The sequence below is a fragment of the Mycobacterium marseillense genome, from assembly GCF_010731675.1.
GTDB classification, from domain to species: domain Bacteria; phylum Actinomycetota; class Actinomycetes; order Mycobacteriales; family Mycobacteriaceae; genus Mycobacterium; species Mycobacterium marseillense.
The window spans coordinates 4,886,671-4,903,264 of the sequence record NZ_AP022584.1; the positions used below are offsets into that span (position 1 = coordinate 4,886,671).

Here is a 16,594-nt window from a genome sequence, read left to right on the forward strand (position 1 = left end):
AATCTGCAGTGGTATGCGCGGCTGGTACTGGAAAACGAAGAGTTTTCTTCCCGCCGAAGGCTTTTAGAAAGGTTAATAGCCGATGGATTTCCGTACCTTCGTCCGGATTCTCGGCGCGCACTGGAAACTCGCCTTGACCGCGCTGCTGGCGTGTACCGTCGGCGCCGCGTTCGTGACCGCGCTGCAGACGAAGCACTACCAGTCGTCGGCCACGGTCCTCATCTCGTTTTCCGGTGCGACCGACCTCAACGAGGTGTACAGCGGCACGCAGGCCGCACAGGAACGCCTGTCGTCGTACGCGCAAATCGCCGGCGGACACATCGTGGCCGAGCGCGCCATCCGTCAGCTCCAACTTCCCATGCGCCCCGATGATCTGCTGAGCCAAACCCAAGTGAAATACACCCCGAAGTCGGTGCTCTTCACGATCAGCGTCAAAGACACCGACCCGGCACGCGCCGCCGCACTGGCGGGCGCCATGGCCGGTCAGTTCAGCGCGATGCTCCCCACGCTTGCCCCGAATGCGGCCTCGAACGCCGCGGGTGCGCCGGTCACCGGGGGACCGCGACCCGAGGTGGTCGAGACGACGTCGCCGCCGTCGGGTCAACCGTCCGACATGCCGGCAGCGGCGGGACCGACGGGGAAGCCGTGGCCCTTGGCGCGGGCGACGATGGTCGAGCCGCCCCGCGTACCGAAGATTCCGATTTCGCCCGTGCCGCTGCGAAACATGGCGATCGGGTTCATCGCCGGTGTGCTGTTGGCCATCGCGGTGGCGCTCACCCGCGAGGCCGGCGATCGCACCGTACGCACCCGCGCCAAGCTGGAAGAACTCTCGGGCTTGCCCACGTTGGCGGAACTGCCCGGAAAGCGCGGCGGGACTCCGCGGTTCGGCACCGACACCGCATTCGACGACGCGGTGCGCGGGATGCGCACCCGGCTGCTCCGGGCAATGGGACCCAACGCCCGCCAGGTACTGGTGGCGGGCCCGTTCGGCGGCGAGGGCACGACGACGACGGCCATGAACCTGGCGCTCGCGCTCGCCGAGATGGGCGAAGACGCACTGCTCGTCGAGGGCGACAGCCGCCGACACGTGATCGCCAGCCTGCTCCGGGTCGAATCGGGGGAGGGGCTGGCCAACGCGCTCGCCAACCCCGCCGCCGCCGCCCAGGTTGTGAAGCCGACGCCCATTTCGAAGCTGCACATTCTCGCGTCGCGGTCCGCGCGGCGCGAGAGTCTGCCCCCCAGCGCGTACCTGCCGGAAGTGATCGACCGGGTGGTGCAGGAACTGTCGTCACGTTTTGACCGCATCGTCATCGATGGCCCGCCGGTGCTTGCGACCGCCGACACCGGCCTGCTGGCCGGTTCCGTCCCCGCCACCGTGCTGGTGGTTCGGGCGAAGCGCACGACCGCGGACGAACTCAAGGACGCGTTGACCGCCCTGCGCGCGGCGGGCGCGCAGGTGGTCGGCACCGTGCTCACCGACGCCCGCCAGTCGCTGCACATCAGGGCCGCCGACCGCGCCTACCGGTCAAAGGTCAGCAGGCCAGCGTGATCCCGTACCTGCGGGCCCGTCACCGCTTGGCAGTGGATGGCGCCCTGCTGGCGATCTTCGTGTTCGGGTGCTTCGCGTTCGGCGTGCTCTCGGTGCGCCGAACCACCGAGGGTGTGCTGCTGACCGCCGCGCTGTTCTGCGTGGTCGTGTACTGGGTGAAACCCGAAGGGATGGTGGGGGTCACGCTGTTCGGTGCGTTCGCGGCACTGCCAGAAGGCCTACACGTGGGGAAAGTCTTTGGCCCGCTGACGATTTACGCGTACCACCTGGCGGCCATCCTCGCGATCTGCTATCTGATCCCCACCGCGAAGCCGCGGTCGTCCGATTTCCTGCTGCCGGGAATATTGGTGGTGGCGGTGCTGTGTTCCGCGGTCACCGGGTTCGCCACCGGAAACCCCGACCTGACGGTGACCCGCGAAGCGACCACCATGATCGAAATGGCCATCGGCTTCGTCCTTGCGATGTTCGTCGTCTACAGCGGCCACGTCCGATGGTCGATCCGGGTGATGATCGTGATCCTGTGGTTTTCGGCGGGCATGGCGATCGTCAGCTCGCTGTACGCCATCCGGTTGGCCGGCCGGGCGGAAAGCCTGGAGGGCACGACGGGCGCCGGCCAGGCCGTGCGCATCATCCTGTCCACCCAGACGCCGGCAACCGCGGTACTGAGCGCGCTCGTCGCCGCACCGATCGTCGGCCGCGTCAGTCCCAAGGCGTATCTCGCGTTGGGCGTTCCCGCGCTGAGCATTTCGCTGCTGTCCTTCTCGCGCAACACGCTGATCTCCATGGGGGTGGCGGCTGCGGTCGCACTGCTGGGCAGCCTGAGTTGGGCGGCGATGCGGCGGGCCGTCAAGACCGCCACGGTCGGCCTGGCCCTCGTCGCGGTGACCGTGCCAGGGTCGCTGTTTTTGCTGCAACGTTCCAAGACCGGTGCGTGGCTTGCCGATCAGTACATCGCGTTCAATCAGCGGGTGCTCGGCGGCGTGACGTCGAGCGCACTCGCGGTCGACGATTCGGCGCTGGAACGACTCCGGGAAATCAATCTCCTCAAGGAGACCATCGCCCAGGCACCGGTTTTCGGCCACGGTCTGGGCTACGTGTACCAGCCGCCGACCGGCGACGACGAATTCCATCGGTACCTTTATCCCGCCTATTCCCACAACTTCTACCTGTGGTGGCTGGCCAAGGCCGGGGCGGTGGGCATGGCCGCGTTCATTCTGTTCGCGCTCACACCGGTGATCTTGGCGCTGCGCTGCGCCCCGGCGCCCGCAAAAATCAGTGCGGCGGTCGCTGCCGGCCTCCTGGCGATCTCCGCCGTGTGGCCGCTGCCCGAGATGCCGATGGACGCCTTGGGGTTGGGCATGGCGCTGGGAGCGGCGATGGGGTACGCCGGCTTACGGCGCCGGGGCATCGAAGGCAGCCGCTCCGAGGACGATTTCGCGCCGGCGCCGATCACTACGCCTGACCCACCCCTCGATGCCAGGGTCGGCGCGATCGCTTCCCCCTAGACGAGCGTGGCCGACATGATCGCAGTGACACACGTGGGACCCGACATGTACAGCATCGGGGGCACGCAATCCGTGATCCGGGTCTTACGCGACAACAAGATTGGCGCCGACGACATCCGGGTCCTGTCGACGTGGAACGGGAACCACCACCTCAAGAACCTGTTTCTCACGGCTCGTGCGGCGATTTCACTGGCCCGCACGCCTCGTCCCGCCATCGTGCACTTCCATATCTCCAACGGCGGGGCCTGGCTGCGCGAAGGACCGTTGATTCGATTGGCCAGGGCCAAGGGCTTCCGGGTGATCGTCACCCTCCATGGCCCCGACTTTCCCGAGTTCGCCCGGTCACGCCCTGGCTTCGTGGGCGCGACGTTGAAGCGGGCCGACCATGTGATCCTGTTGTCGGAAGAAGCGCGCGCCGCCGTTGCCGAGGTGGCGCCCACGGTGCGGACCGCCGTGGTGCCGAACCCGATCGCGGTCGACCGTGATGCACCCGGGGCCGGCTCTACGCCACCGGTGGCGCTCTTTGCGGGCACCGTCGGCCTTCGGAAAGGCGTCGACAAACTTGTCGCGGCCTGGCGGCTGCTTCTTGCCGAGGGCATCGAAGGCCGTTGTCGGATAATCGGTCCCATCGACGACTATGCCCCGCCCGAAACCGAACGGCTGAGCGTCGAAGGGGCCATCCACCCCGACGCGGTCCGCGCGCTGCTCCGCTCGGTCCGGGTGGTGGTGCTCCCGTCGTTCGCGGAGGGAATGCCGATGATCCTGACCGAAGCCCTCGCCGGCGCGCGCCCGTTCGTGGCGACGCCCGTCGGCGGGACGGCCGAGATCGCCCCCGACCCGGGCATGCTCGTCCCGGTCGACGATGTGCCCGCCCTGGCGAAGGCCATCGGTCGATACCTGCGCGACCCGGAGCTAGCCGAGCGTGACGGGTTACGCGGACAGGAGCACGTTGCGGCGACACGGAGCCCCGAAGTCATCGACGCCGAGCTCCGCCGGATCTACCTGGGCTGCGACATTGCGGCGGGTTGAGCTTCAGGGGCCGCAATTAACGGTCAGCGCAATCGGTTTCGGATGCGGCGCACTGATGCAGTCGCCGTCCCGGAAGGAACGGATGGCCGTGCTCGCCGGCGCCGTGGACAGCGGCATCACCCACTTCGACACCGCGCGGATGTACGGGCTGGGAATCGCCGAGGCGGAGCTGGGGACCTTCCTGCGCACCCTCGACCGCGACAGCGTGACCATTGCCACCAAATTCGGCATCGATGTCGGCGGTGCCGCGCGGCGGTTCGCCCGATTCCAGGCTCCGGCCCGAGCGCTGCTGAAAAGCGCGCCCGCGCTGCGCCGTATCGTCAAGCGGCGGCAGGCGCCGCCGGCGACCGCCCGGGTTTACGACGCGGCCGGCGCGGCTCGCAGCCTTGACGAGAGTCTGGCGGCGCTCGGCGTCGACTACGTCGACATCCTTTTCGTCCACGCGCCGAGGCCTCAGGACACCGTTGCCGGCGACGAACTCCGCGAATTCTTCGAGCGGGCGCACCAACAGGGAAAGATCCGCGCCTGGGGCGTCTCGCAAGACGAGGGGCTCGAGGTGGACTTCGTCCGCGCCTTCGCGCCGCGGGGAGTCAGCCAACTCCGCAGTGACTTGCTCAATCCTTCGCCGCGACCGGCCGATATCGCCTTCGGTGTACTCGACGGGCCGTACCGGAAGCTCTCCGGCGCCTTGCGTGCCGACCCCGGGCTGGCAGGCCGCTGGCGCGAAACCCTGCAGACCGATCCGCTGGCCCCCGGTGAGCTACCCAGACTGATTCTCGCGTCGTCGGTCGGTGCAACGGGTTGCCGCGCAATGCTTTACAGCAGCACCAGGCCGCAGCGGGTCGCCGAAGCCGCGAAGGCGGTTTCGTCGCCACCCGATGCCGAGACCGTGACGCGGTTCCTCGCTCTCGTCAAGGAGTTTCGGGAGGGCGCGGCCGCGTGATTCGCGACACGAAGGACTTCGACCACGGCATGACGATCGAGGCGGACGTGGTGGTCATCGGGGCCGGCCCGATCGGCATCGCGACCGCGCTGGAACTCGTCGGGTCGGGCGTGCGGGTGGCCCTCATCGAAAGCGGTCTCGAGCGCAACGACCGTGCGGCGCAAGCGCTGTCGATGTTCGATTCGCGGCACGACGACTACTTCCATGCGCGCAGCGAGCTGACCGTCCGCCGGCAGGTCGGCGGAACCTCGGCGCTGTGGGGGGGACGCTGCCTCGAGTTCGACCCCATCGATTTCGAGGACCGACCCATCACCGCGCAGGCACCATGGCCCATCGGGTACGACGACGTCGCGCCGTATCTGCAGCGGGCGTGCGACTGGGCGGTGTGCGGCCGGGCGGCGTTCAACGCGCGCGAGATCCCCGAGATCGCGGATCGGGACCTGGTCGGGGGGCTCCCCGACGGCGACGTGCGCACGACCGACCTCGAGCGCTGGGCACTGCCAACCCGCTTCGGGCGCCACTACCGCACGGCGCTGCGAAACGCGTCCCTTCTCACGTTGTGGACCGGCCTCACCTGCACCGAGATCGTGACGACGGCACCCGGTGACTCCGTCGACCACCTGGTGGTCAAGGCACTGAATGGCGATGAGGGCAGGGTGGTTGCGACCGACTACATCGTCGCGACCGGGGGTTTGGAGGCCACCCGTTTGCTGCTGGCGTCGGATCGCCATCATCCCGGCGGGCTGGGGAATGCCGGCGGGCACCTGGGGCGCTGGTACATGGCGCACGTCGAGGCCCGCGTCGCGCGCGTGCAATTCACCACGGACGCCGTCATCCATGGATACGAGCGGGACGGGGAGGGTGTCTATGTTCGCCGGCGCTTCACCTTCGACCCACGCGTGCTGCGCGAGGCCGGAATGCCTAACGCCGCAGCCTGGTTGGTGAATCCGCCGATCAGCGACCCGAGCCACGGCAGCGGGATCCTGTCGGGTGTGTATTTGACGCTGATCTCGCCGGTCGGCCGTTTCCTGCTCGCGGAGGCGATCCGCGAGGCGCACACGAAGTCGGACGGTTCGCCACGGATCCTTGCGCACCTGGGCAACGTGGTGCGAGACCTGTTCGGCTCCACCCGATTCGCCGTCGCGTTCTGCTACGCGCGGTTCGTCCGCAGGGGACGCAAGGCACCCGGGTTTTTCGTGAAGAGCGCAGACCACCGCTACCTGCTGCAGTACCACGGTGAGCACCTTCCGCACTGGGAGAGTCGGGTCGAGCTGACCGACGAACGAGACGCCCTCGGCATGAGGAGGATTCGCACGCGCATGCACTTCTCCGACGCCGATTACGCGAGTGTGCGCAAGGCCATCGCCGCAATCGATGAACACCTTCGTCGCCACGGTGTGGGACGCGTGGAATGGCTCACCGATGACGTCGAGGCCTCCGTACGTGCCTACATGCAGAAGCGGACCGGTTTCCACCAGGCGGGAACGACCCGGATGTCGACATCACCGGAAGGCGGCGTGGTGGATCGGCACCTGCAAGTCCACGGCGTTCGCGGACTCTACGTTGCGAGCACCTCGGTTCTGCCGACATCGAGCCAGGCCAACCCGACACTGCTCGGGATCGCGCTGGGTGTGCGGCTCGCGGAGCGTTTGGCCAAGGCTCGAATCGACTGCCCGTCAACGGATCAACGATAGCCCGGCCCGCGGATTACGTCGGGACGTGCCAGAGCTCGTCGATCAGTGACTTCGTCTGGCGGATGTTGGCACGGCTGGATGCGCCGAACACGATCGAATGGATCTGCGGCTGCCCGCAGACGTAATCGATGGCCTCGCGGGGCGGAATCGCGCCCGAGGCGAGCACCGACATCGCGATCAGTCGGCAGCGGCGCTCCCGGATGGTCCTCTCGTACAGCTCTATGCCGCCACACATCCGGAAGCCGATCTTGTTGAAATTGGCGCATACGATGGGGTTCTCGATTCCCTGCCCCTCGAGCGCATCGAGAAGGCGCGGGAGATTCATCGTGATGAAGCCCGGCTCGGCGCCGTACTTGAGCTTCACGTGGTCGGCAAAAAACCGGAAGCCCTCGTTCATCCCGAGGCCGAGAAGCAAGTCGGTGACCACGTTTTGGATGAAGATGACGGGCGTGGACAGTCCGGCGAACATCTTCATCTCGGCATCGACCAAAAGCTGCATGATCGGCTCGATGTCCTTGCCGGCGATGGCGACCCCGCCCTTGAACATCGACTTGACCGCCCCATCGTCGGGCAGGAACTTGCGGAGCGCCTCGACCATGCCGAACTCGGTCACGGCGTTGGCATACTTGTGGGCGTACGGCATGCACGGGTAGAAGACGTAGTCGGGATATCGGGTTGGGTTGGCGCGGAAATGATCGCAGACTTCGGCGACCCGATCGTGCGTCGTGCACACGAACGTGCGGATGCCTTCCCGGTAGGCGGCGTCCAGCGTCGCCAGCACGGGCGGGAGGTGCTGAAACCGTATCGCCTGGGCGCGCGCCTTCTCCTCGGACATGTGGTTGACGCCGAAGAACTGATTGTCGCCGAAGAGCACCCGGTCCATGGTCACGACGCCCTCGAGGTGGCGAGCTTCCTGATGCGCGCGACGATCTCGCGCCGCAACGAGCCGCGCGGCGACCCATTCGCCGCCGCCGGCGGCAGGGGGCGCGCGGCGGTCGCGCCACCGGTGATCATGTCGACCACCCGATCGACGTCGAGCGCCGAGCGAAACGTGTTCTCGCCATTCACCCGGTTGCTCTTGATGCTCTGCGCGAAATAGTCGATCTGCGCCGAATACTCCTCACCCCGAAGGTAATACCAGACCTCTTCGGTGAGATCGGTCGTGTACCGGATCGTCCATCCCGCCCCCAGATCTTCAAGGCCGGGGTGCGCCTCGCGCAGATAGATCTGGCATTCCTGCCGATCGGCGACGACGCGGCCGTTGGTTCCCCATACCGAGACCTTCGTCGACATCTTGCGAAAGCTCTCGTCGCTCCAGTTCACGCACAACTGGCCGCTGGCGCCGTTGTCATAGCGCATCGTGCAATAGACCTCGTCGTCGACGTCGCGCGAGAAAACGCTGTGGCGGACGACCCCGTCGACCGAACGGGGCACGCCGGCGATAAAATTCATCAAATCGATGGCGTGGCAGGCGTAGTCGTAGAGGGCGCCGCCGCCTTCGGCTTTCACGCCACGCCACGTGCTTCCCTTCGGGCGAAGGACCACCGGGCCGTATGCCTCGGCACGCACGTGGTGCACCTGCCCGAGAGCGCCCGACGCGACGATTCGCGCCGCCTCCTGGAAGGCGCCGATGAACCGGCAGTGATAACCGACCTGCGTGACGAGTTGATTGCCCTCCGCCAATGTCACCAGGCGCTCGCCATCCGCGACATCGAGGACGAACGGCTTCTCGCAGAAGACGTGTGTGCCTCGGGCGAGGGCCTTTTCGACCATCGGCGCATGCAGCCGCGATGGAACGGCGACGACCACCGCGTCGGCCTTCGTCTGTGTCAGCATCCGATCGAAATCGTCGTAGCAATCCAGACCGGTGTATTTGGCCAGGATGTCGCGCAGATAGCCGGCCGAGTCACACACGCCGACCACGTCGAGGTCCGGGTGCGTACGAAGGATCGCAAGGTGCGAAAGACCCATCTTGCCCAGGCCGACTATGGCCGTTCGAATCATCGTCCGCGCCTTTACTCACTCCGAGTGCCGCATCGGCAACGTGTACGGCCCGCCAACAAGGTGGACGTTAGCATCCGGTCGGAGCGTCATCGCGAAATCTGCTCGATCTCTTCGCCGTCGGCAACCCGGCGGCCACGACGGGAGTTAGTCTTTCAACGCGGTCTCGGTTATGCCGTCGGCCGCTGCACAGCACGACACTTGATAGCGGGATCGTCGCGACGTTGCCGGAGATCGGCGCGCGCCTCACGCGAGGGGAGACATGGGCCGGCTGCTCCTCATCGCGTCCTCCGGTGGGCACATCTACGAAATGTTCTGCCTGCGGGAGTTCTGGCAGGACAAGGATCGGTTTTGGGTGAGTTTCGGCACCGCCGACGCGCGTTACCTGCTGCGCGATGAGCGCGAGGTCTACTGGGCCGCGCACCCCACGGTCCGTAACGTCCCGAACCTGCTGCGCAACCTGGTGCTGGCGCTACGCCTTTTGATCCGCCATCGCCCCGCCATGATCTTGACGACCGGATCGGGCGTCGCCGCGCCCTTTCTCTGGTTGGCCTGGCTGCTGCGGATTCCCACGGTGTTCGTCGAATCCATCACCCGCATCACCGAACTGTCGCTGACCGCCCGCATGGTGAAGCCGTTCGCCTCCCGCTTTTTGGTGCAATGGCCCGAGTTGGCCGACCGCATTCCCCACACCGAGTATCACGGGAGGATCGTGTGATCTTCGTGATCATGGGGATGGAGGTTCATCCCTTCGATCGGCTGGCGCAGGCGGTGGACGAGTTGGCGCGCACGAACGCGGTGGGGGAGGACTTTTTCGTGCAGCTCGGAACCTGCGAGTTCGAGCCACGCCACGCCGCGTTCGAGCGCTTCCTGTCCTTCGGGGATGTCTGCACGCACATCCGGCGGGCTTCCGTCGCCGTCACCCACGCGGGCGCCGGATCGGCACTGCTGTGCATCGAGCAAGGGAAACATCCCGTACTGGTGCCGCGTCGCTCGTCGCGCGGGGAGCACGTCGATGAGCATCAGCTGCCCTTCGCCGAGAAGTTGGCGGGTGCCGGGCTGGCGACCGTGGTTCGGGAAACAGAGGAGCTCCCGGCGGCCATCGCGGCGACGCGGTCCCGATCGGCGCCGCCGGATGCGCTGGGCCGGGCCCGCGAGCTGACCGGTTGGCTGGAGACGTTCTGGCGGGGCCTGGCCTGAGCATCCCGTCACCGCCGGCGATCCAGCACGTCGGCGATGACGTCCAAAAAGCCCACGGCGACAAGGTCAACCGCGCACCGGTGCGCGTAGTGCCGCGCCGCGTCGGCCCCCAGCCGCGCCGCGGTCGCCGGATCGGCCAGGAGGTCGAACGCGGCGGCGAGCCCGGCGACGTCGTCGACGCCGACCGGGGCCAAACCCGGTGGCTGGTATTCGGGCAACGCGCCGGCGGTCGACACGATCGGCATGACGCCCAGCTGCATCGACAGTGATTGCACACCGCTCTGTGAGGCGCGCCGGTAGTGGGCGAGCGACCCTTTGGCGGCGGCCAGCGTGGGGATCACATCGGCGTAGCGGAAGCTGCCGTTGCGCCAGCGCACGTGTTTGGGCAGGGCGTCGGCGTCCAGCGACCCGCCGCCGACGAGCACCAGGTTGTCGCCGCGCCAGCCGCCGCCGACCACGTGTCGCTGCCAGGCCGCCAGCACGACATCGACGTTCTTGTAGGGGTTGAGCCGGCCGAACATGACGAAGTCGCGGCGCCGCTCGGCCCCCACGAACGGCGGAACGCGGTCGAGATCGAGGTCGCTGGCCAATGGCACGACGTGCACCGGCGTCCCGGCGACATCGCGGCGAGCCGAGACGGCGGTCGCGACAAAGTCGCTGTAGGCGATGGTGGCGGCCGAGCGCGCGGCCCAGCGGTCGAACACCGCACGCTCGTAGGCCGGTGTCAGTTCGTCGGGATCGTGCGGCCGATCGTCGTGCACCACCTGAATGCGCGGCGTCCGCCCGGCCAACGCGATCCAGCGTGGATCCCGCACCAGTTCGGCGATCACGACGTCAGGCCGGAACCTGCGGACACGGCGCCAGGCTTTCAGGGTGGGCAGCCAGGTCGCGGCCGTGCGAAAGCGCGGATCGAGCACCAACTCGTACTCGCGTGCGGCGTCGGACTCCGGGTGCTGATCGGAGGTGACCAGCAGCACGTCGGCGCCGTGGCGCAGCAGCGCTTCGGCCTGCACCCGCACCGCCGGCCGCGTCCACGGCGAAAGCCACAGCACCCGAGGCGAATTCACAGCACCGCTCCGATCGCATCCAGGTAGGCATCGGCCATCGCTTCCACCGTGTAGTGCTTGCGCATGCGCGCGTAACCCCGTTGTCCCACCGACGGCAGCGCGTCGGGGTCGGCCATGATCCGGGTCAAGTGTTCTCGCCAGCCCGACACGGACACGGGCTCGACGAGGAATCCCGCGCCTCCGAAATCCAGCATTTCGGGGACCGCGCAAATCGCCGACGCCGCAACCGGCACGGCCCGGGCCATCGCCTCCAGGATCACCACCGGGAAAGCCTCGGAGCGGCTGGGGACGCACAGCAGGTCCGCGTCCGCCAACGCGGGGCCCGGGCCGGCCGACCATCCGCGCCACTGGACACGGTCGCCCAACCCGGCGGGTGTGCGCGCCTGCAGCCTCTCCCGATCGGGCCCGTCGCCGAAAATCGACAACCTCCATGGCATCTCGGCCAGGCCGCCCAGCGCCTCGATCAGCAGATGCGGGTTCTTGTGCTCGACGATGCGCGAGAGCATGACCAGGTGCAGCGGTTCACCGGCGCTGCGGCGCCGAGGGCTCGGCTCGCCGATGTCGGTGACACCGTTGGGCGCGACGAAGTGCCGCCCCCGGAGCCGATGTTGTTTGGTCAGCATGTCCCAATGGCGTTGCGCCAAAACGATGAAACCGTCCGCGCGGCGCATCGCGGCAGTCAGCGGCCGCGAATAGATCGGCCTGTCCTCTTCGGGAGGCACGTGCGGTGCGACCAGCCATCGACGGCTCCTGCCGGCCGCGCGCCACAACGTGCCGAATCCCACCTCGGTATTGGTGTCGCCGGTGATCAGTACCGACGGGCCCTCGGCAATGTCGACCATCGGGGCCCACCACGGCTGGCGAATCACCCGCACCGTGTCCGGGATTTCGGCGATCAGCGGGCCGAACCGCTGCACGCAGACGATGGTGACCGCGTAGCCGCGGCGGCCCAATTCGGTCGCCAAGAGCGCCTTTTGCCGCTCTGCGCCGCCGTAGACCAGGCGATTGGTGGCGATGACGATCGATGGCAGGTCGCTACGCCGACGCGCGTGCTTCGGCCGCCGCAGTCGCTGGAGCGCGGCTGTGCCGGCCAGGTATACGTCGGCGTGGTGAACGCTGTTTTGATGTTCGAGCAACAGCGCGGTGTTGGCGCGCGCCAAGTCCCGATTGCGGCGCTGCCGGGGTTCGTCGTCGGTGACCGGGTCGCGGCGCTCGACGCCGAGCTCGTCGGCGAGCAGAATGCGCCAGCCGGCCGCACGGGCCCGGGCCTGCCAGTCGGCCGCCTCGCCGTAGCCGAAGTACTCCTCGTCGAAGCCGCCGATGGTGTTCCAGGCCGCGCGGCTGATCGCCAGGCAGACCGGATCCAAAACGCCGTCGACGCTTCGTGATTCGGTGGGCTGGTGAGAGTACCGCCGTGGGGGTGGCGGGCGGCGGGGAGGTCCGGAGCGGCCGGCGGCCGCGCTCAGCTCCCGGGTGACGGTGTAGCGGCGGGTGGCGATGTCCCAGGGCGCCCGGCCCGGCTCCTCGGCGTCGCGCGCGAGCGGCGAAACCGCCGCCACCCGGGGCTGACCGAGCAACTCGCGGGTGCGGTTCAGCGGCCCCAGCACGCGGGCGTGGGGGTCCAGCAACAGGAGGTCGGCATCGGCGGGCATGTGCTCCACCAGGGTGTTGTAGGCCGCGGCGAAGCCGACGTTCCTCTGCCCCGGAAACCAATGAACCGCAGGGTATTTCGCGGCGAGGTCCGCATGTCCCGTGCCGCTGCGGTCATAGACGTGAATCGGCAGCCCGGGTAGGTGCTCGGCGACGCTGTCGAGGCAGGCCTCGAGCAAATCGCGACCGCATCGGCTCACGATCAGCACGGCCAGTGGGCGCGTCAACGGCAACCCCGTGGTGTCGCCGACCGGGCGCTTCAGATATGCCCGGTCCGTGTCACGGGTCATGCCGTCGGCTGCTTTTCGCGCAGCGTGGCCCGCAAGGACGCCAGGCTCGACCAGCTGATCGGACCGAACGTCGCGCTGGTGGCCAGGTAGGCGGCGGCCGCCGCGATCAGCACCAGGATCACGTGATGACCCGAGAGCAACAGTGTCACAACGACACTCGCGCCCGTCGGGATCAGCAACCGCAGCACGAACATCGCGGGCGGGCGGTAGCCGCAGCGGCGGCGCAGCCACCAGCTGGAGATCGTCATGTTGAACAGCTCCGTGCACACCAGCGCCACGCCCGGACCGACGGCGCCGAACCGCCCCGCCAGGGCGACATTGAGCGCGACATTGAGCACGAGGGTCGCCACGGTCAGCCAGAGCAGGACCTGTTGATGATGGGAAGCCACCAAACCCTGGCCCAGGGTGCCGCCGACGAATCGCAAGGCCGCGGCGACGAACAGCAACGCCAGCGTGGGCGTCCCGCGTTCGATGAATGCGCTCTTGCCGAACAAGCCGATCAACGGTCCGGCCAGCAGCACGCCCACCACGGCGATCGGGACCGCTACGAAGTACATCAACTCGACGCTGCGGCGCAGAAACCGGGCGAATGCCGCGACATCGCGCGAGAACAGCTCGGTGGCCGTCGACAGCGTCGACTTGTGGAAGATCAGCGAGACCACGATCGTGTTGAACGAGATCGTGAGGGCCAGGCCGTACACGCCCACCTCGGAGTGGGTGCTCAGCAGGGACAGGATCACGCCGTCGGCGCGGCAGTACAGGAGCCCGACGATCATGAATCCGATCAGCGGCAAGCTTTCCCGTAACAGGTCGGCGGCTTCCCGCGGGGCGAACAGCGGCCGCACCGAGATGTGACGCATCGCGGCGGCGCCCTGGATCACCAGCTGCACGGCAGGCGGGATCAGCTGGGCGACCGCGAACCAGATGACGTCCGAGTGGACCGCGACCAGCCAGGCGACCATGGCCAGCGTGCTTACCCGGGCGGCGACATCGGAGATGGCCACCGCGAAAAACCGGACGGTGGCAAGGAACACCGGTTCGAATCGCGTCGTCATGGTCTGCAGCAGGAGCCCGCCCGACAGCACGACGAGCATGACGCGCACCTCGGGGTCGTGATAGATGAGCAACCCCGACCCGGCCGCCAGCACCGCGAGGGGACCACAGTAGAGAAGGGCCAGGCCGCTGTTGATGCGCACCAGGCGTTCGAGTTCGCCGCGGCCGGAAGTCACCCGTCGCACGATGACGGTGGCAATGCCCAGATCGGCGAAGCTCGTCCACATCGCGACGAACGCCACCGCGATGGTGAGCTGGCCGTAGCGTCCGGGTCCCAGGTAGCGGGCGGTCATCGCCACCGACACCACGGAAGCGAGCATGCCCAGGGCCCGACAGATCAGCTGGATCGAGAACGCGTGAGCCATCCGGGCGAGCGGCACCGAGGGCACCACCGCGGCGGGTGCCGTTGGCTCAGTCATGGCTCGCGAGCCTAGTAGGCTCCGTGGCTCGTCAACACCGCTTTCACCGTCTTGGCGACGATCATCAGATCACCCGACATCGACCAGTTGTCGACATAGGACAGGTCCAGCCGCACCGACTCTTCCCAGGAGAGGTCCGAGCGGCCGCTCACCTGCCACAGCCCGCTGACACCCGGCTTCACCAGCAGGCGCCGCTTGACCTCGCCGTCGTAGTTGTCGACTTCGCGGCGCAACGGGGGCCGCGGACCGACGACGCTCATGTCCCCCTTGAGGACGTTGATGAATTGCGGGAGCTCATCAATGCTGTATCGGCGAAGGATCCGGCCAACGGCGGTGACCCGCGGGTCCTGGCGCATCTTGAACAGCATGCCGCCGGCGCCTTCATTGACGGCCAGCAGGTGCTCGAGCTGGGTGTCCGCACCATCGACCATCGTGCGGAACTTCAGCATCGTAAAGGGCTTTCCGTCGGTGCCGATGCGTTCCGACGGGTAGAAGACGCGCCCCTTACTGGTCAGCTTGATGGCGATGGCAGCGGCGATGAGCAGCGGTGCTGTGGCGACCAGCGCCGCCAGCGAGAACACGAAGTCGAAGGCCTGCTTCTGAAAGCGGTGGGCCCCTTCGTATTGCGGCTTGTCGACGTGCAGCAGCGGCAGCCCGCCGGTCAGGCGCAGGGTCAACCGGGCCTCGGCGACGTCCATGACGCCGGGCGACACGACCAGGTCGACGTCCAGGGTCTCCAGCTGCCACAGCAGTTCCCTGATCCCGTGCATTCCAAAGTGATCCGTTTGCGTCACCGCGACGGTGTCGGCGCCGCAGCTGCCGATCGCCGTCGCCACGTGGGTTTGGTCACCCAGGATCGGAACCTGACGGCCGCCGATCGTCAGGGTGTTGCCGCGCGCCGGCCCGTAACCGGGAATACAGACCCCGACCACGACGCAGCCGGCCACCGGGTTGCGGGCCAGTTCGTGCGCGAGGTGCGTGACCGATTGCCGGTCGCCGATCGCCAAGACGCGGGTCTGACACTCGCCCTGGACACGCTTGCGGCAGATGTGCTTTCGCCACACGCTGCGGCTGGCCAGCAATCCCATGGTGCCGACGGGAAGCGCGATCGCCAGATAGCCGCGGGCCAAGTCGACCTTGGCGAGCAACGTCACCATGGCGATGATCCCGAAGGTCCAGAAGGACGCGGTGCCGATCCGGCGGTACTCCTCGATCCCCGCGCCGATGATTCGCGTTGAGCGCGTTTGGAATACCGCGAGGGCCGACAGCCACAGCGCCGCGAACAGGAAGGAAAACAGCGTCATCGTCGGGTCCGAGTAACCCGAGGTGTTCGCGATTTGTCCGAAGCGGACGTACTGGGCGAGCAGTACCGACGCGAAGACGATCACCGAGTCACTGATGCGCAGACCTTGCGAGTAGCGGTCCTGCCAGCGCTGCGCGGGATTGGCAAAAGCCGACGGCGTGGCGTGCGCGATGACGGGAGTGACAGCGGCCCGGCACGGCTGTGCCGCGGTCGGGTTCGCCGGCCAGGCCTTGAGCTGCCGCCAGCTGGGCTGCACGACATCCACCGTGTTGGGAACGATCACCGACTGACGCATGATGCCACCTGCTCCACTGGTGCCAATCTGGATTTGCGCGAGGGCCAGCTCGCGTCTTGCTCGGAGATGACCGTGACCGGTATCGGCCACGAGATTCCGAATTCGGGTTCGTCCCAGCGGATCCCCTGTTCGTCGGCCATCATGTACTGACCACTGACGTGAAAGGTGACCTCGGTGTCGTCGACCTGCGTCTGGAAACCGTGGGCGACGTACGGGGGCAAGAACAGCGTGCGTTGGTCGTCGGCGCTCAACTGCACCATGACGTGGTCGCCGTAGGTCAGCGAGTCGGGGCGGACGTCGACGGCGACGGCGGCGATGGCACCGCGGGTGCAGCGGACCAGTTTCGCCTCGGCGTGTGGCGGCACGCGGCGGTAGAGGCCGCGCACGGTGCCGCGGGTGTAGTTGAAGTAGATGTCCGTCTGCGCGACTTGAAAATCCAGCCCGTGGTTGGCGAAGTCGCGGGCGGAGAACGAACGCGAGGAAAACCCGCGGTGGTCGTGGTTGAGTTCGAAGTCGATGATTGTCACCCCGGCGACCTTGGTGGGCGTGTACTTCACTTACCGCTCCTTCTCGTGCACCGGGCCTGATAAACCTGT

General features: G+C 67.5%; 14 protein-coding genes. 7 read left to right on the forward strand and 7 right to left on the reverse strand.

Features of this window, described 5'->3' with window-relative positions; genetic code table 11:
* Positions 1-82 precede the first annotated feature (82 nt).
* Genes G6N26_RS22920 through G6N26_RS22940 form a run of 5 tightly spaced genes read left to right on the forward strand, consistent with a single transcriptional unit; the run spans position 83 to position 6,720 of the window.
* Positions 83-1,549: a tyrosine-protein kinase domain-containing protein gene (locus G6N26_RS22920; protein ID WP_083018729.1), complete on the forward strand. Its 1,467-nt coding sequence runs from the start codon at positions 83-85 to the stop codon at positions 1,547-1,549.
* Positions 1,546-3,054: an O-antigen ligase family protein gene (locus G6N26_RS22925; protein ID WP_083018727.1), complete on the forward strand. Its 1,509-nt coding sequence runs from the start codon at positions 1,546-1,548 to the stop codon at positions 3,052-3,054. Before G6N26_RS22920 ends, G6N26_RS22925 begins: the two co-directional genes overlap by 4 nt.
* Before the next feature lie 15 nt (positions 3,055-3,069).
* Positions 3,070-4,083 (forward strand): glycosyltransferase family 4 protein, encoded by a 1,014-nt coding sequence (locus tag G6N26_RS22930; RefSeq protein ID WP_083018769.1) that lies wholly within the window; start codon positions 3,070-3,072, stop codon positions 4,081-4,083.
* A 55-nt stretch (positions 4,084-4,138) separates the two neighbouring features.
* The gene (locus G6N26_RS22935; protein ID WP_232067499.1) at positions 4,139-5,026 is read left to right on the forward strand and encodes an aldo/keto reductase; all 888 of its coding nucleotides are present in this window, start codon (positions 4,139-4,141) and stop codon (positions 5,024-5,026) included.
* The gene (locus tag G6N26_RS22940; protein ID WP_067167711.1) at positions 5,023-6,720 is read left to right on the forward strand and encodes a GMC oxidoreductase; all 1,698 of its coding nucleotides are present in this window, start codon (positions 5,023-5,025) and stop codon (positions 6,718-6,720) included. The genes G6N26_RS22935 and G6N26_RS22940 overlap by 4 nt, the downstream gene beginning before the upstream one ends.
* Before the next feature lie 13 nt (positions 6,721-6,733).
* On the opposite strand, the gene G6N26_RS22945 is transcribed toward G6N26_RS22940, so the two are convergent.
* Together G6N26_RS22945 and G6N26_RS22950 are read right to left on the reverse strand one after the other, a co-directional pair.
* On the reverse strand, positions 6,734-7,609 hold the full coding sequence (locus tag G6N26_RS22945) for a hypothetical protein (RefSeq protein ID WP_083018725.1): 876 nt from the start codon (positions 7,607-7,609) through the stop codon (positions 6,734-6,736).
* Positions 7,606-8,724 carry a Gfo/Idh/MocA family protein gene (locus tag G6N26_RS22950; RefSeq protein WP_083018723.1) on the reverse strand — a complete coding sequence of 373 codons (1,119 nt, stop codon included), beginning with the start codon at positions 8,722-8,724 and terminating at the stop codon, positions 7,606-7,608. The genes G6N26_RS22945 and G6N26_RS22950 overlap by 4 nt, the downstream gene beginning before the upstream one ends.
* Positions 8,725-8,983: 259 nt before the next feature.
* Here G6N26_RS22950 and G6N26_RS22955 point away from each other — a divergent pair, with 259 nt between their 5' ends.
* The gene (locus G6N26_RS22955) at positions 8,984-9,439 is read left to right on the forward strand and encodes a glycosyltransferase family protein (RefSeq protein ID WP_083018721.1); all 456 of its coding nucleotides are present in this window, start codon (positions 8,984-8,986) and stop codon (positions 9,437-9,439) included.
* The gene (locus G6N26_RS22960) at positions 9,436-9,921 is read left to right on the forward strand and encodes a glycosyltransferase (RefSeq protein ID WP_083018719.1); all 486 of its coding nucleotides are present in this window, start codon (positions 9,436-9,438) and stop codon (positions 9,919-9,921) included. Before G6N26_RS22955 ends, G6N26_RS22960 begins: the two co-directional genes overlap by 4 nt.
* A gap of 8 nt (positions 9,922-9,929) precedes the next feature.
* Here G6N26_RS22960 and G6N26_RS22965 read toward each other — a convergent pair whose 3' ends face one another.
* From G6N26_RS22965 to G6N26_RS22985, 5 genes are read right to left on the reverse strand one after another with little or no spacing between them, the layout of a single operon-like run.
* Positions 9,930-10,973 (reverse strand): glycosyltransferase family 4 protein, encoded by a 1,044-nt coding sequence (locus G6N26_RS22965; protein ID WP_067167702.1) that lies wholly within the window; start codon positions 10,971-10,973, stop codon positions 9,930-9,932.
* Between the two features lie 11 nt (positions 10,974-10,984).
* The gene (locus G6N26_RS22970; RefSeq protein WP_083018717.1) at positions 10,985-12,928 is read right to left on the reverse strand and encodes a glycosyltransferase; all 1,944 of its coding nucleotides are present in this window, start codon (positions 12,926-12,928) and stop codon (positions 10,985-10,987) included.
* On the reverse strand, positions 12,925-14,400 hold the full coding sequence (locus G6N26_RS22975; protein WP_067167697.1) for a flippase: 1,476 nt from the start codon (positions 14,398-14,400) through the stop codon (positions 12,925-12,927). The genes G6N26_RS22970 and G6N26_RS22975 overlap by 4 nt, the downstream gene beginning before the upstream one ends.
* An 11-nt stretch (positions 14,401-14,411) precedes the next feature.
* Positions 14,412-15,998, reverse strand: coding sequence for a sugar transferase (locus tag G6N26_RS22980; protein WP_083018715.1), 1,587 nt, complete (start codon positions 15,996-15,998; stop codon positions 14,412-14,414).
* A complete protein-coding gene (locus tag G6N26_RS22985) occupies positions 15,983-16,555 on the reverse strand; it encodes a dTDP-4-dehydrorhamnose 3,5-epimerase family protein (RefSeq protein ID WP_067167991.1) in 573 nt (190 codons plus the stop codon). Before G6N26_RS22985 ends, G6N26_RS22980 begins: the two co-directional genes overlap by 16 nt.
* Positions 16,556-16,594: the final 39 nt, after the last annotated feature.

Excerpts from the sequence above, each read along its gene's own strand:
- G6N26_RS22920 (WP_083018729.1), top strand. The coding sequence starts at position 83 with ATGGATTTCCGTACCTTCGTCCGGATTCTCGGCGCGCACTGGAAACTC.
- G6N26_RS22930 (WP_083018769.1), top strand. The coding sequence starts at position 3,070 with ATGATCGCAGTGACACACGTGGGACCCGACATGTACAGCATCGGGGGC.
- G6N26_RS22935 (WP_232067499.1), top strand. The coding sequence starts at position 4,139 with ATGCAGTCGCCGTCCCGGAAGGAACGGATGGCCGTGCTCGCCGGCGCC.
- G6N26_RS22950 (WP_083018723.1), bottom strand. The coding sequence starts at position 8,724 with ATGATTCGAACGGCCATAGTCGGCCTGGGCAAGATGGGTCTTTCGCAC.
- G6N26_RS22955 (WP_083018721.1), top strand. The coding sequence starts at position 8,984 with ATGGGCCGGCTGCTCCTCATCGCGTCCTCCGGTGGGCACATCTACGAA.
- G6N26_RS22970 (WP_083018717.1), bottom strand. The coding sequence starts at position 12,928 with ATGACCCGTGACACGGACCGGGCATATCTGAAGCGCCCGGTCGGCGAC.
- G6N26_RS22975 (WP_067167697.1), bottom strand. The coding sequence starts at position 14,400 with ATGACTGAGCCAACGGCACCCGCCGCGGTGGTGCCCTCGGTGCCGCTC.
- G6N26_RS22980 (WP_083018715.1), bottom strand. The coding sequence starts at position 15,998 with ATGCGTCAGTCGGTGATCGTTCCCAACACGGTGGATGTCGTGCAGCCC.